Source organism: Pseudorhodoferax aquiterrae (genome assembly GCF_014652235.1).
Lineage (GTDB): Bacteria > Pseudomonadota > Gammaproteobacteria > Burkholderiales > Burkholderiaceae_C > Pseudorhodoferax > Pseudorhodoferax aquiterrae.
The window spans coordinates 16,139-30,639 of record NZ_BMYK01000046.1 but is presented as its reverse complement, the minus strand read 5'-3'; the positions used below and the strand labels follow the sequence as shown (position 1 = coordinate 30,639).

General features: G+C 73.3%; 13 protein-coding genes and 1 riboswitch. Of the genes, 5 read left to right on the top strand and 8 right to left on the bottom strand.

Annotation, left to right across the window (positions count from 1 at the left end):
* Nucleotides 1-290: 290 nt before the first annotated feature.
* From cobN to IE209_RS32180, 3 genes are all read left to right on the top strand, one after another.
* Nucleotides 291-4,064: a cobaltochelatase subunit CobN gene (gene cobN / locus IE209_RS32190; RefSeq protein WP_189690944.1), complete on the top strand. Its 3,774-nt coding sequence runs from the start codon at nt 291-293 to the stop codon at nt 4,062-4,064.
* The gene (locus IE209_RS32185) at nt 4,061-5,134 is read left to right on the top strand and encodes a magnesium chelatase ATPase subunit I (RefSeq protein ID WP_189690943.1); all 1,074 of its coding nucleotides are present in this window, start codon (nt 4,061-4,063) and stop codon (nt 5,132-5,134) included. Before cobN ends, IE209_RS32185 begins: the two co-directional genes overlap by 4 nt.
* 158 nt (nt 5,135-5,292) lie before the next feature.
* Nucleotides 5,293-5,820, top strand: a complete 528-nt coding sequence (locus tag IE209_RS32180; protein WP_229883165.1) for a vWA domain-containing protein — start codon at nt 5,293-5,295, stop codon at nt 5,818-5,820.
* A 381-nt stretch (nt 5,821-6,201) separates the two neighbouring features.
* On the opposite strand, the gene IE209_RS32175 is transcribed toward IE209_RS32180, so the two are convergent.
* The 3 genes from IE209_RS32175 to IE209_RS32165 form a co-directional block, all read right to left on the bottom strand.
* Complete coding sequence (locus tag IE209_RS32175; RefSeq protein ID WP_189690942.1) at nt 6,202-6,432, bottom strand: addiction module protein; 231 nt, start codon at nt 6,430-6,432, stop codon at nt 6,202-6,204.
* 126 nt (nt 6,433-6,558) lie between these two features.
* Nucleotides 6,559-7,452, bottom strand: a complete 894-nt coding sequence (locus IE209_RS32170) for an ABC transporter substrate-binding protein (protein WP_189690941.1) — start codon at nt 7,450-7,452, stop codon at nt 6,559-6,561.
* Between the two features lie 13 nt (nt 7,453-7,465).
* Nucleotides 7,466-8,152, bottom strand: a complete 687-nt coding sequence (locus IE209_RS32165) for an energy-coupling factor ABC transporter permease (RefSeq protein ID WP_189690940.1) — start codon at nt 8,150-8,152, stop codon at nt 7,466-7,468.
* Nucleotides 8,153-8,285: 133 nt separating this feature from the next.
* A riboswitch (cobalamin riboswitch) is annotated at nt 8,286-8,565 on the bottom strand.
* 87 nt (nt 8,566-8,652) lie between these two features.
* On the opposite strand from IE209_RS32165, the gene IE209_RS32160 reads away from it, so the two are divergent.
* Nucleotides 8,653-9,159, top strand: coding sequence for a GNAT family N-acetyltransferase (locus tag IE209_RS32160; protein ID WP_189690939.1), 507 nt, complete (start codon nt 8,653-8,655; stop codon nt 9,157-9,159).
* Between the two features lie 43 nt (nt 9,160-9,202).
* Here the strand turns inward: IE209_RS32160 and IE209_RS32155 are convergent, their stop codons facing one another.
* Nucleotides 9,203-10,183 carry a LysR family transcriptional regulator gene (locus IE209_RS32155; protein ID WP_189690938.1) on the bottom strand — a complete coding sequence of 327 codons (981 nt, stop codon included), beginning with the start codon at nt 10,181-10,183 and terminating at the stop codon, nt 9,203-9,205.
* Nucleotides 10,180-11,088, bottom strand: a complete 909-nt coding sequence (locus IE209_RS32150) for a LysR family transcriptional regulator (protein ID WP_189690937.1) — start codon at nt 11,086-11,088, stop codon at nt 10,180-10,182. Before IE209_RS32150 ends, IE209_RS32155 begins: the two co-directional genes overlap by 4 nt.
* Before the next feature lie 126 nt (nt 11,089-11,214).
* Here IE209_RS32150 and IE209_RS32145 point away from each other — a divergent pair, with 126 nt between their 5' ends.
* Nucleotides 11,215-12,459, top strand: a complete 1,245-nt coding sequence (locus tag IE209_RS32145) for an MFS transporter (protein ID WP_189690936.1) — start codon at nt 11,215-11,217, stop codon at nt 12,457-12,459.
* Here the strand turns inward: IE209_RS32145 and IE209_RS32140 are convergent.
* Genes IE209_RS32140 through IE209_RS32130 form a run of 3 tightly spaced genes read right to left on the bottom strand, consistent with a single transcriptional unit; the run spans nt 12,428 to nt 14,493 of the window.
* Entirely contained in the window at nt 12,428-13,189 is a 762-nt protein-coding gene (locus IE209_RS32140; protein WP_189690935.1) for an amino acid ABC transporter ATP-binding protein, read from the bottom strand. The genes IE209_RS32145 and IE209_RS32140 overlap by 32 nt on opposite strands.
* Complete coding sequence (locus tag IE209_RS32135; RefSeq protein ID WP_189690934.1) at nt 13,173-13,826, bottom strand: amino acid ABC transporter permease; 654 nt, start codon at nt 13,824-13,826, stop codon at nt 13,173-13,175. The genes IE209_RS32140 and IE209_RS32135 overlap by 17 nt, the downstream gene beginning before the upstream one ends.
* A gap of 4 nt (nt 13,827-13,830) precedes the next feature.
* Nucleotides 13,831-14,493, bottom strand: a complete 663-nt coding sequence (locus IE209_RS32130; protein WP_189690933.1) for an amino acid ABC transporter permease — start codon at nt 14,491-14,493, stop codon at nt 13,831-13,833.
* Between the last annotated feature and the right edge of the window lie 8 nt (nt 14,494-14,501).

Genomic DNA, 14,501 nt, shown 5'->3' with positions numbered 1-14,501 from the left:
TCACTTTCTTTCGTTTCGCCGAAAGAAAGTAACCAAAGAAAGGGCGACCCCGGTGCCCCCGTCCCTCCGCTGCGCTCCGGGCAACCTGCGGTGCTCGCGGCCTGGGCGCATTGCACAACTCGCACCACTCACTGCGTTCGTTCAGCTCGAACAAGTGCAATGAGTCAGATCACAAAGCGCGAGGTTCCCCGCGCCGCCCAGGCCACTGCGCTCCTCGGCGTGGGCACAGGGGCCCCGGGGAGCGGGGTCCCACACGGGCCAACGCTGCGCTCGGCCATGAGATTTCACTGATGCACCTGCTCTCCACCCGCCCCGGCGGCTTCGTCGAAGACCCAAGCGTCGTCACCCGCCTCGACCAGCAACCCGCCGATATCGTCGTGCTGAGCTCGGCCGACACCACGCTGGCCCTGCTGTCGGCCGCCGCCCAGCAGCTGGCCGGCTTCCCCAGCCTGCGCCTGGCCAACCTGCTGTACCTGCGCCAGCCGGCCTCGCTGGACCTCTACGTCGACGAGGTGCTGCAGCATGCGCGCGTGGTCGTGGTGGACCATCTGGGCTCCGAATCGGCCTGGCCCTACGGCGTGCAGCAGATCGCGGCGCTCGCGCGCGCCAAAGGCCAGCGCCTGGCCATGTTCTCGGGCGACCTGCAGGAAGACCCGCACCTGCTCGCGCGCAGCACGCTGCCCCAGGCCGACTGCCGGTTGCTGTGGCACTACCTGCGCGCGGGCGGGCCCGCCAATGCGCGCGCCTTCCTGCAGGCCGTGGCCCATCTCGGCCTCGCGCAGGGCGAAGCGCCGCCACCGCCACGCAGCCTGCCGCAGGCCGCGCTCTACGTGCCGCCCGCGCTGTGTGCCGCACCGCGTGAAGTGCCCGGCATCGACGACCTGCGTGCCGCGTGGACACCCGGCGCGCCCGTGGTCGCGCTGGTCTTCTACCGCTCGCACCTGCTGGCCGGCAACACGGCGGCCTTCGACGCGCTGGCCCTGGCCTTGCGCGCGCGCGGCATGAACCCGCTGCCGCTGGCGCTGGATTCGCTCAAGGACGCGCTGTGCCTGTCCACGCTGCGCACGCTGTGCAGCGAGCACGCGGTGCAGCTGGTGCTCAATACCACGGCCTTCTCGGCGCTGGAGCCGGGCCAGGGCCTGGCGGGCGATGCGCCCGTGCTGCAGGTCATCACGAGCGGCGGCAACCGGCCCGACTGGCTGGCCGATGCCCAGGGCCTGCGTCCCCGCGACATCGCGATGCAGGTCGTGCTGCCCGAGATGGACGGCCGCATCGTCACGCGCGCGGTCAGCTTCAAGGGCCTGGCACGCCGCTGCCCGGTCACGCAGACCGACGTGGTCGCCTACCAACCCGAGCCCGACCGCGTCGACTTCGTGGCCGAGCTCGCGCGGCGCTGGTGCCGCCTGCGCAGCCTGCCGGCGCGGGACCAGCGCCTCGCGCTGGTGCTGGCCAACTACCCGGGCAGCGAGGGCCGCATCGGCAACGGCGTGGGGCTGGACACGCCGGCCTCGGTCATCGCCATCCTGCGGGCGCTGGCGGCCGAGGGCTACCAGCTGGGCGATGCGCCCTTGCCCGAGGACGGCGACGCGCTCATGCGCCTGCTGCAGCAGGGCATCGCCAACGACCCCGCGCAGTGGCCGCTGCGCCCGGCCTGGCAGAGCTACGCGCTGGCCGACTACCGGCAGCGCCTGGCGGCGCTGCCCGAAGGCATGGCCGCCGCCATCGATGCGCGCTGGGGCCCGCCCGAGGCCGACCCGGCGCTGCGCCAGGGCCGCTTCATGGTCGCGGGCCTGCGCCTGGGCCAGGTCTTCATCGGCATCCAGCCGGCCCGTGCGCTGAACGCCGCCGGCGCACAGGACTACGCCAGCTACCACGACGCCGAACTGGTACCGCCGCACCACTACCTGGCCTTCTACTTCTGGCTGCGCGACCGTTTCGCCATCGACGCCGTCGTGCACGTGGGCAAGCACGGCAACCTCGAATGGCTGCCCGGCAAGAGCCTGGCGCTGTCGGGCGCCTGCTGGCCCGACGCCATCCTCGGCCCGCTGCCGCACCTGTACCCCTTCATCGTCAACGACCCGGGCGAGGGCGCCCAGGCCAAGCGCCGCAGCCAGGCCGTGATCGTGGACCATCTGATGCCGCCGCTCACGCGCGCCGAGAACCACGGCCCGCTGCAGGACCTCGAACGCCTCGTCGACGAGTACTACGACGCGCTGCTGGTCGACGCGCGCCGCGCAGCGCTGCTGCGCCGCCAGATCGTCGATGCCGTGCGGCGCCAGCACCTGGCCGGGGAGCTGGCGCTGCCCCCCGGCACCGACAGCGACGAGGACGCGCTGCTGCAGCGCATCGACGCCTACCTCTGCGAGCTCAAGGAGACGCAGATCCGCGACGGCCTGCATGTGTTCGGCCGCTCGCCCGAAGGCCGGCAGCGCCGCGACACCTTGCTCGCGCTCGCGCGCTTCCCGTCGGGCGGCGATGCCGGGCTGCTGGGCGCGCTGGCGGCCGATCTGCTGCCCGGCAGCGGCTTCGACCCGCTGCGGCTGGAGCCCGCGCGGCCCTGGACCGGCCCGCGCCCGGCCGCGCTGCAGGCCCTGAGCACCGAGCCCTGGCGCCACGAAGGCGACACGCGCGAGCGGCTCGAGCTGCTGGCCCAGCAGCTGCTGGACGGGGGCCGGCAAGCTGCCGACTGGCCACAGACCCAGGCCGTGCTGCAGCGCGTGCGCACGCAGTTGGCGCCGACCCTGGACGCCTGCGGCGCCGAGGAACTGCGGCAGCTCGCACGCGGCCTGCGCGGCTTGTTCGTCCCGGCCGGCCCCAGCGGCTCGCCCTCGCGCGGCCGGCCCGACGTGCTGCCCACGGGCCGCAACTTCTACACGCTGGACACGCGCGCGATCCCGACCCAGGCGGCCTGGGAACTCGGGCAGCAGGCCGCGCGCCAGCTCATCGAGCGCTACCTGCAAGAGCACGGCGAGTACCCGCGCGCGCTGGGCCTGTCGGTCTGGGGCACGGCCACCATGCGCACGGGTGGCGACGACCTCGCCCAGGCCTTCGCGCTGATCGGCGTGCGGCCGCGCTGGGCGCCCGGCAGCCAGCGCGTGCAGGACTTCGAGGTGGTGCCGCGCGCCGGCCTGCACCGTCCGCGTGTGGACGTCACCTTGCGCATCTCGGGCTTCTTCCGCGACGCCTTTCCGCTTGCCGTGCAGATGTTCGACGCCGCCGTGCAGGCGGTGGCCGCGCTCGAGGAAGACGAGGAGGACAACCCGATCCGCGCACGCGTGCTGGCCGAGGCCGGTGCGCTGCAGGCCCAGGGCGCCAGCCCGGAGCAGGCGCGCCGCCAGGCCGGCTGGCGCGTGTTCGGCGCGCCACCGGGCCACTACGGCACCGGGCTGGACCCGCTACTGCACAGCGGCGACTGGCAGGACAGCGGCGACCTGGCCCGTGCCTGGACCGCCTGGAGTGCCCACGCCTACAGCCAGGACAGTGAAGGCGAGCCGGCCGGCGCTGCACTGCGCCGGCGCCTGGGCGACCTGGACATCGTGGCCCAGAACCAGGACAGCCGCGAGCACGACATCCTCGACTCCTCCGACTACCTGCAGTTCCAGGGCGGCATGGCCGCGGCGGTGCGCGCGGTGTCGGGCAGAACGCCTGCGCTCTACCACGGCGACCACGCCAACCCGCAGCAGCCGCGCGTGCGCACGCTGCACCAGGAGATCGGCCGCGTGGTGCGCGCGCGCGTGACCAACCCCAAGTGGATCGCCGGCGCCATGCGCCACGGCTACAAGGGCGCGTTCGAGATGGCGGCCACGGTGGACTACCTGTTCGGCTTCGACGCGACGACGGGCCAGGTCGCCGACCACCACTACGCGCTGGTGGCCGACGCCTATGTGGTGGACGCCGCCGTGCGCGACTTCGTCGCCGCGCACAACCCCGCGGCGCTGCGCGGCATGCTGGAGCGCCTGCTCGAAGCCATGCAACGCGGGCTGTGGGAACAACCCGGCAACTACCGCCAGCAGCTGGAAGACCTGCTGCTGGCGCACGAAGACCAACAGGAAGGAATGCGATGAGCGCACCCGAGACCGATCTGCCCCCGCTGTTCCCGTTCGCCGCCATCGCCGGCCAGCCCGCGTTGCGCCAGGCGCTGCTGCTGGCCGCGGTCGACCCGCGCATCGGCGGTGTGCTGGTGGAAGGCCCGCGCGGCACGGCCAAGTCCACGGCCGCGCGCGCGCTGGCCGAGCTGATGCCGGCCGCGCCCTTCGTCACGCTGCCGCTGGGTGCTTCGCTCGAGCACGTGGCCGGGACGCTGGACCTGCAGCAGGCGCTGGCGGGCCATGCCGTGCGCTTCGCGCCGGGCCTGCTCGCGCGGGCCGACGGCGGCGTGCTCTACGTGGACGAGATCAATCTGCTGCCCGACGCGCTGGTCGACGTGCTGCTGGATGCCGCGGCCAGCGGCGTCAACGTGGTCGAGCGCGACGGCATCTCGCACCGCCATGCCGCGCGCTTCGTGCTCGTGGGCACCATGAACCCCGAGGAGGGCGCGCTGCGGCCGCAGCTGCTGGACCGGCTGGGCCTCGCCGTGCGGCTGGCCAATGTGGCCGACTTGGCCGAGCGCCAGGCCATCGTGCGCGCCAGGCTGCAGTTCGAGGCCGATCCCGCGGCCTTTCGCGCGCGGCATGCCGCAGAGCAGGCTGCGCTGGCCGAGCGGCTGGGCGCGGCGCGCGCGCGCGTGCAGGCACCGGATGCGCTGCCCTGGTCCGACGCCGTGCTGCAGGCCGCAGGCGCACTGTGCGTGCAGGCCCAGGTCGACGGCCTGCGCGCCGACCTCGTGCTGCTGCGCGCGGCGCGCGCCTGGGCGGCCTGGCAGGGCGATGCGCAGGTGACGCCCGTGCATGTGCAGGCTGTGGCCGAGCTGGCGCTCGTGCACCGGCGCAAGCCCGGCGTGCCGCCGCCGGATCCGGTGCCGGCGTCGCCACCTGCTGCGGACCCGCCGCATCCGCCGCGCGCACCGGGTGCCGACGGTGCCGGGCCGCCCGAGGCCGACTGGGGCGCCATGCCGCCCGAGCCGATCGGAACCGTGCGCCTCGCCGTTCCCGAGTTGTTGACCTCCAGCGCGCCGGCCACCCCAAAAAAAGCCTGAGCCTCCGCCCCGATCGCACGCCAGGCCATGCTGCCGGGCGCGCACCCGGCGCGGAGGCGCCACAGGCCAGCCAGCTGCAGCGCGGTCCCGCCACCGGCCGCTGGGACTGGCCCGCCACTTTCACGGCGCGCGGTGCCGAGGTGCTCGCAGCGCAGCATTTGCGACGCAGGCCGCCACCGCGCACCAGCCAGCGGCTGCACTGCTTCGTTCTCGACTGCTCGGGCTCGATGGCGGCTGGCGGCGCGTTCGCGCGCGCCAAGGGCGTGCTGCTGGCGCTCATGGAACAGGCCTACCGCCGGCGCGAGCGCGTGGCGCTGCTCAGCTTTGCCGGCGCGCGTGTGGAATTGCGCCTGCCGCCACGCAAGGCGTCTGCCTGGAACGACGACTGGATCGCACCCATCGGCGCGGGTGGCGGCACACCGCTGGGTCCGGCCATTGCGCAGGCGGCGCAGCTGCTGGCCCGGGACGGTGGCGAGGGTTGGCTCTGGCTGCTGACGGATGGCCGTTCGCGCGACCGGCCCGAGCGTCCCGCTGAGGCCGCGCAGCTGCGCGTGATCGATTTCGAGCAGGGCCGCGTGCGGCTGGGCCGCGCACAGGCGCTGGCGCAGGCCTGGGGCGCCGAGTACCTCCCGGCCGAGGCCTGGGCCAGAGCCGGGTCAGCCCCTCAGAGGGTGTTTCCGAAATGAATAGGCCCACGCCGGGTTGCCCTGCGGCCATGGGCAAGGCGCGCCACGCAGGCCGTGCTGCAGCCCGGCCAAGTGGCGCAACGCAGCCCATGGCCGCAGGGCGCCCCGGCCCGAAGGGTGCGGCCCCAGCGCACGCCCACTCGGCGTTGCAAGGCTTGTGCGGGCAGACAGCCCGCACGGCGCCTTGCGCCTTGATTGGCCGCGCCCTGGGGCCACACGTGGGCCTATTGATTTCGGAAACACCCTCTCAGACTCATCGGTTCGCGACACGCGCCAATACAGCGGCCTGGAAGCGCACGCCGGTTCCGGCGCGGGCCTTCGTGGAGTAGACGACTTCGCGCAGGAGTTCGGCTTCCGCTGCCGGCAGGAACCGGACTGGCGTCACCGCGCCAGGCGCCGGGCTTTGGCGAAGACGTCTTCGGCCGCGATGGCGTCCACCTCGCCACGGTCATACTCGGCCAGGCGCCGTGCGATCTCCTCCTCCCATGCGGCGTCCAGTTGGGCTGCAGCGGGTTCGTTGAGCGACTCCAACAGCTGATCCACCAGTCGCTCGCGGTCTTTCAGCTCGAGTGCGCAACCACGCTGCACGAGTTCGGTGACAGGATCGGACATGCTGGCTCCTAGAAGAGTGGGCAGTCTAGCGCCACACCCAAGGCGACGTTGGCAGCACCACCATGCCAGGGATGCAGGTTGACATGCGCGAGATGGCGGAGGGTGCTCTTGTCGGGCACTGCCGCGCTAGCGCCCGCCCACCGTCTGCCGATCCACCGCCGCCAGGCAGGCCAGGATTTCCTGCGCCGCCTCGTCAAGCCGCGGCCCGGGCCGCACCAGCACGTCGAAGCGCGGCTCGGCGATGCGGCAGGTGCGCCCCTCGCGCACGGCGCGCATCGCATGCCAGCCCGGCCGCGCCTGCAGCGGCGGCATGCCCGGCGCGTCGTGCACGATCAGCAGGTCCGGGTCGGCGCGCAGCGCGAACTCGGGCCCCAGCTTGGGGAAGGCGCCCAGGCTCGCCGGCACGACGTTGCGCAGGCCCAGCCGTGCCAGCGTCTCGCCGATGAACGAGGCCTCGCTGGCCGCGGCCACACCGCCGTGCAGTTCGAAGTACACGCGCTTGCCCCGCCAGTGCGCAGGCAGCTGCTGACGCAGCGCCTCGAGTCGCGCGTCCGTGCGCGCCCACAGCGCTTCGCCCGCGCCGGGCCGGCCGATGGCCTGGGCCACGGCCTCCATGTTGCGGCGCATGTCGGCATGCGATCGGGCGTCCAGGGCCAGCACGTTCAGGCCCAGCTCCTTGAGCCGCTCGGCCACGCGGTTGCGCGGGCGCAGCAGCACGAGGTCGGGCAGCGCTGCGAGGATGCGCTCGATGTCGGCGTCCGCCAGGCCACCGACGCGCGGCAGCGGCTGCACGCTCGCAGGCCAATCGGAGTAACGGTCGATCGCCACCAGGCGCTCGCAGGCGTCGAGCGCGCAGAGCGTCTCGGTCAGCGAGGGCTGCAGCGAGACGATGCGCCTGGCTGGGGCGGGCGCGGTGGTCGGCGGGCGCGCCGGCGCGTCGGCCGCGAAGACCGGCAGGGCCGCCTGGCTGCCCTGGAACAGCAGGGCGACCAGCAGGGCCGTGGGCGGCGGAGCGCGCACGGGCGCAGACGGCTCAGGCGGCGTGCAGCCGCGCCGTGAACAGCCGGCCGCGGGTGAGGCCGGCCAGCGTCTTGGCGCCCCACAGCACGGCCAGGTCGACCAGCGGCTCCAGCAGCACCACGCTCAGGTAGGCGGCGCCGAAGCGGCCGACCTCGGCCAGCGTGTCGGCACCCATGCCGTGGCCGTACAGCGCCCAGAACGCCACCCACAGCACGATGCCGCCCTGGTAGGTGAGCGACAGCGCGAACGCCTGGCGGTAGCGGATGTCCACGTAGGCCGTGCGCGCCGGGATGATGCGCTGGGCCAGTCGATGGATGGCGTACAGCGGCACCAGCAGCGTGGTCACGTTCATGCCGTACTGCGGCAGGTCGGCCGGCGCGAAGAAGAGGCCCTGGGCCAGCAGGCCCGCCGCCAGGCCGATGGCCGTGGCGCCCGCGCCGAACAGCAGCAGCAGCGTGGAGCCCAGGATCAGGTGCACCTCGGAGACGCCCACGGGCGCATGCGGGAACAGCTCGAAAAAGCAAAAGACCGCCAGCGTCGTGAGCAGGCTGCGCGCCGCCAGCGCGGGCCAGCCGCCGCGCGCGGCGTCGGCGCGCGCATCCTGGCGCGCCATCCAGCCCGCGAGGCCGAAGGCGGCCACGGCCGTGGCATGGCTCAGGAAGATCTTGGCGCCGTCGACGACGCCGGGTTCGATGTGCATTGCGGGCTTCCTTTCAAGGACGGAACCGCGCCGCCTGTTGCGACAGCAACACCCGGCCGCTGGGCGCGCGTGCGCCGGTGCGGCCGGGCGCCGCTGCCTGCACCCCGCAGACGGCCGGCTTTCGCATGCTGGGCATGCGCGAACGCGCCAGGCCGGTCTCCGGGCTCGCAAGGGGCAGAGGGAGGCTCTGCCGGCGCCGCGTCTTCCCGGGCCCATCGCGCATCTGCGGTGGCAGACCACGTGCGAACCCAGTGACGGCCCGTCCGGCAGGGGCTGCCTGAAGGGGCGATCGGCGTTGTCGCTTGCTTACCGTTGCGGGGGCAGCCGGGGCCTGGCTGCATCGCTGCGGCTTCACCCCGTTCCCGTTTACTCCACATGCAGGGCATGCGGACACCTGTCGCACGGATGCCCGCGGAACACGGTTCCGAAGGCGGGCGCAGTATAGCCAGCGCTGCCATGCCGCAGAATCGCGGCACACGGCGACCGCCGCACTGTCTCAGATGTCCGCCATTCCCTTCGCCCTGCGCGTCGCCGCACCCGCCGACTGGCCCCTGTACCGGACGGTGCGCCTGCGCGCGCTGCAGGATGCCCCCGACGCCTTCGGCAGCAGCCACGCCGTCGAGGCCGGCCGGGCCGACGCGCACTGGGCGGACCGCGTCGCCGCGGCCCACGGCAGCGGCCAGGACCGGCTTTTGCTGGCCCTGCGTGCGCAAGCGGTGTGCGGCCTGGTCTGGTGCAAGCTGTCGGCCGCGGAGCCAGGGCGCGCCGACCTGTTCCAGATGTGGGTGGAGCCCGCGGCACGCGGCCTGGGCATCGGTGGCGCCATGCTCGACGATGTGCTGGCCTGGGCCGGCCGGGCCGGCGCATCGCGCATCTGCCTTGGCGTGACCACGACGAACGGCGCGGCCATGCGGCTGTACCAGCGCCGCGGTTTTCGACCGGCCGGGCCGACCGCGCCGCTGCGCGAAGGCAGCAGCCTGCGTGTGCAGCCCATGGTGCGCCCCTAGCAGCAGCCGTGTCCATGCCGACCGGAGCGCGTGACAGCGCCGGTCACCCAGGCAGCGACACCTGCTGCGGCCCGCCCGCTTGCGCCTGGGCCTGCACCTGCGCGCGCAGCCAGCGGCTGGCCGCGCTGGCATGGCTGCGCTCGTGCCAGAGCTGGTAGAAGCGCATGGGCGGCAGTTCGGCCGGCGCGGGCGCCATCACCAGCGGCAACCGCGCCGCGTAGTGCGCGGCGAAGCGCCGCGCCGTCGTGAACACCAGGTCGCTGTCCAGCAGCGCATAGGGTGCGAGATTGAATTCGGGCACGGTGGCGACGATCTGGCGCTGGTAGCCGGTCTTGGCCAGCTCGCCGTCGATGGGGCCCGTGCGCGGCTGCGCGCCCGTGTGCGGCGCCAGGTGGCGCATGCGCAGGTAGCGCGCGAGCGGGATGCGGCGCTCCTGCGCGAGCGGATGGCCGCGCCGCATCAAGCACACCACCTCGTCCGTGAACAGCACCGCCATGCGCAGGTCCTCGCGCGGGCGCGGGTCGTTGTTGATGACCAGGTCCACGCTGCCCTCGTCCAGTGCCTGGGCCAGGTCGAAGGCCGCGTCGGCCGGCCGGATGTGGGCGGCGATGCGCGGGCCGGCACCGGCCAGCCGCGCCACGATGCCGGGCAGGAAATCGGGCGGCAGGCAGTCGGAGCAGACGATGTGGAAGGCGCGTTCGGCCCGGGCCGGGTCGAAGCTGCCGCCGGCCTCCAGCCGTGCGGCCTGGGCCATGATCTCGCGCAAGGGTTCGCGCAGGGTCTGCGCACGCTCGGTCGGCACCATGCGCGCGCCGCTGCGCACCAGCAGCGGATCGGCCAGCACGTCGCGCAGGCGCTGCAGCTTGCGGCTCACGGCCGGCTGGGCCTGGCCGCTGGCCTCGGCCACGCGCGTGATGCTGCGTTCGGCCAGCAGCAGGGACAACAGGCGCAGGTCGGCCAGGCTCAGGCTCTGCAGCTCGTCGTGCATGGCGGGGGCGCGTGCGGTGCGTGTGGGCGGGCTCATGCGGGATCGCCTGCGGCCACGGAACACACCTGCCGCACGCAGGCCCGCAGCCACCGGTGCGCCGGGTCCGCGTGGGCCTGCGGGTGCCACAGCAAGGCGACGGTCAGTGGGGGCAGGGCCAGTGGCAGCGTGAAGCTGTGCAGGCCGGCGCGCAGGCCGGCGGTGTGGCGTTCGGGCACCGTGGCGACGAGCCCGGCCTCGCGCGCCAGGGCCAGGGCGGCGCAGTAGCTGTCGACCGTGGCGGCAATGTCGCGCTGCAGGCCCAGCGCCTGCAGGGCCTGGTCCACCGGGCCGGCGCCGGCCGCGCGGCGCGCCACCTGCACATGGCGGCAGGCGGCATAGGCCGCGGGCGTGGCACGCTGCCTGGCCAGTTCATGGCCGGGCGCGACCACGCCGACGAAGCGCTCGCTGAACAGCGCCTGGGTGCGCAGCTCGGGACCGGCCGTGCCCTCGACCACGCCGGTGTCCAGGTCCACCGCGCCGCTGCGCAGCAGCCGGCTGTCCTTGTCGTGCTTGGCGACGAAGCGCAGGCGCACGCCCGGGGCCTCGCTGGCGATGCGTGCCAGCAGGGCCGCGCCGAAGGTTTCGACGAAGCCGTCGCGCGTGCGCAGCGTGAACTGGCGTTCCAGCTGCCGCAGGTCGGGTGCGGCGCCCGGGCGCAGCAGCGCCTCGCCTTCGCGCAGCAGCGGGCCGACGCGCGCGCGCAACTCCACGGCCCGCGGCGTGGGCACCAGGGCGCGGCCGGCGCGCACCAGCAGCGGATCGCCGGTGGTGGCGCGCAGCCGGGCCAGCGTGCGGCTCATGGCCGATGGGCTGAGCCGCAGGCGACGCGCAGCGCCGGCCACGCTGCCTTCGGTGAGCAGCGCGTCCAGTGTGACGAGCAGGTTGAGGTCGGGCGGTGGCACGCGCGGCACCTTAGCACGCATGGCATGGCGTGGCGTGCACGCCAGGTGTGCAGCCGGCGCGCCTTCCGCCGGGGCCTTGCGCGGCCTACGCTGCGGCCTTTCCATTCGCCTGTCCAGACCCCCGCCATGTCCACTGCCATGTCCACCGCCACGTCGGCCCGCGCCGCTTCGCCCTCCCGTCTCGGCCTGGCCGGCCTGGCCGCCGCGATGCTGCTGTCCGCGCTCGGCGCGGGCATTGCCAACGTGGGCCTGCCGGCCCTGGCGCAGGCTTTCGGCGCACCGTTCCAGCAGGTCCAGTGGGTGGTGCTGGCCTACCTGCTCGCGGTCACGGCCTCGGTGGTGCCTGCGGGCCGGCTGGGCGACCGCTGGGGCCGCCGCCGCGTGCTGCAGGCCGGCATCACGCTGTTCGGCACGGCCAGCGTCCTCGCCGCGCTGGCGCCTTCGCTGGGCTGGCTGGTGGCGGCGCGCGCCCTGCAGGGCGCGGGTGCGGCTGCGCTCATGGCGCTGACGCTGGCGCTGGTGGCGCAGACCGTGCCCCGGGACCGCGCGGGCAGCGCGATGGGCTGGCTGGGCACGGTGTCGGCCCTGGGCACGGCGGCCGGGCCGGCCTTGGGCGGGGCGCTGCTGGCCGGCATCGGCTGGCGCGCGCTGTTCTGGGCACCGCTGCCGCTGGCCGTGCTGGCACTGGCGCTGCTGGGACGGCTGCCGGCCGAACGCCTGTCCGCGCCGCCGGTGTCCGCGGGTGGCCAGGGCCGGCTGCATGCGGCGCCCAGGCTCTTGGCCGGCCTGGCCGTCAGCCTGCTGGTGTCTTGCGTGGTGATGGCCACGCTGGTGGTCGGGCCGTTCCACCTGGCCGGCGCGCTGGGGCTGGACGCTGCACGCACCGGCCTGGCCATGGCCTGCGGTCCGCTGGTCGCCGCGCTGGTCGGCCTGCCGGCGGGCCGTCTGGTCGACCGGTGGGGCGCCGGCCGCATGCTGGGCACGGGCCTGGCGACGGTGGCCACTGGCTGCACTGCGCTGGCCTGCGCGCCGCTGGCCTGGGGCGCTGTGGGCTATGTGCTGCCACTGGGGGTGACGACGGCCGGCTATGCGCTCGTGCAGGCGGCCAACAACACCGCCGTGATGGCCGATGCGCAGGCCGCGCAGCGCGGCCAGGTGTCCGGCCTGCTGGGCTTGTCGCGCAACCTGGGGCTGGTGGTGGGGGCATCGCTGATGGGCGCCGTGTTCCTGTTCGGCACCGGCGCGGCGGACCCGGCCGTGGCCGCGCCCCAGGCCGTGGCCGCCGGCACCCGCGCGGCCTTTGCCGTGGCCACGCTGCTGGCGCTGGCGGCGTGGGCCGTCAGCCGTGCAGCGACGAGAGGAACTGCTTGAGCTCGGGCGTCTGCGGGTTGCCGAACAGTTCGTCCGGCGGCCCCATCTCGTGCACGCGGCCCTGGTGCATGAAGATCAGCCGGTCGCTGACCTTGCGCGCGAAGTTCATCTCGTGCGTGACCATGAGCAGCGTCATGCCTTCCTCGGCCAGGCTCTCGACGACGCGCAACACCTCGCCCACGAGTTCGGGATCCAGTGCGCTCGTGATCTCGTCGCACAGCAGCACGGCCGGCTCCATGGCCAGTGCGCGCGCGATGGCCACGCGCTGCTGCTGGCCGCCCGAGAGCTGGTCGGGCCAGGCGTCGAACTTCTCGGCCAGGCCCACGCGGGCCAGCAGCTTCCTGGCCTGCTCGGCGCCCGCGGCCGGGTCCTTCTTCTTCACCAGCGCCGGGGCCAGCATGACGTTCTTGCCGACGGTCAGGTGCGGGAACAGGTTGAAGCTCTGGAAGATCATGCCCACGCGCTGGCGCAGCGCGCGCATGGCGTTGGCGTCGTCGTGCAACAGCGGCTTGCCGTCCACCGTGAGGCTGCCGCTCTGGAACACCTCCAGCCCGTTGATGCAGCGCAACAGCGTGCTCTTGCCCGAGCCGCTCTTGCCGATGATGGCGATGACCTCGCCAGGCTGCACCTGCAGGTCGATGCCCTTCAAGACCTCGTTGGCGCCATAGGACTTGCGCAGGCCGGTGATCTCGACGATGGGCGACATCTTGGCCTCAGGCAGGGCGGACATGGAGTTTCCTTTCCAGATTCTTGGCGTACAGGCTGATCGGGAAGCACAGCACGAAGTACAGCAGGGCCACGCAGCTGTAGACCACGAAGGGCTTGAAGGTGGCGTTGGTGATCATGGTGCCGGCCTTGGTGAGCTCGATGAAGCCGATCACCGAGGCCAGGGCCGTGCCCTTGACCACCTGCACCAGAAAGCCGACCGTGGGCGGCACCGCGATCTTGACGGCCTGGGGCAGCACCACGTGGCGCAGCTTCTCGCCGAACGACAGCGCCAGGCTGTCGGCGGCCTCCCACTGGCCCCTGGGAATGGCGGCCACGCAGCCGCGCCAGATCTCGGTCAGGAAGGCGCTCGTGTAGAGCGTCAGCGCGACCGAGGCAGCGACCCAGGCCGAGGTCTGGATGCCGAACAGCGCGATGCCGAAGTAGGCCAGGAACAGCTGCATGAGCAGCGGCGTGCCCTGAAACAGCTGCACGTAGCCGGCGACCAGGGGCTCGACACCGCGCTTGCCCGACAGCCGCGCCACCAGCAGGGCCAGGCCCACGAGGCCGCCGCCGACGAAGGCGATCAGCGAGAGAACGACGGTCCAGCGCAGCGCGAGCAGCAGGTTGCGCAGGATGTCCCAGAGGGAAAAGTCGACCATGGGGCTATCTCCCGTAGATGAACTTCGGACCGGCCCAGTTCAGCAGCCGGCGCAGCGCCATGGCCAGCAGCAGGTACAGCAGCGTGGCGACGATGAAGGCCTCGAACGCGCGGAAGTTGCGGCTCTGGATCAGGTTGGCGGCGTAGCTGAGTTCGGGCGTGGAGATCTGCCCGCACACGGCCGAGCCCAGCATCACGATGATGGTCTGGCTGACCAGGGCCGGCCAGACCTTCTTGAGCGCGGGCGGCAGCACCACGCGCGTGAAGGTCTGCATGCGCGACAGCGCCAGGCTGGCGGCGGCCTCGATCTGCCCCTTGGGCGTGGCGTCGATGCCGGCGCGGATGATCTCGGTGGCGTAGGCCGAGAGGTTGACCACCATGGCGATGACCGAGGCGGTCTCGGCACTGAGCTTCACGCCCGCGGCCGGCAGGCCGAAGTAGATGAAGAACAGCTGCACGATGAAGGGCGTGTTGCGGATCAGCTCCACGTAGGTGCCGACCACCCAGCGCAGCCAGCCGGTGCCGTGCGAGCGCACCCAGGCGAAGACCACGCCCAGCGCCACGCCCAGCACGGCGGAGATGGCCGTCAGGCCGATGGTCCACAGCACGCCGGTGGCCAGCAGTGGCCACTGCGACAGCACGGCCGCGAAGTCGAGTTCGATCCGCATGGCAGCGC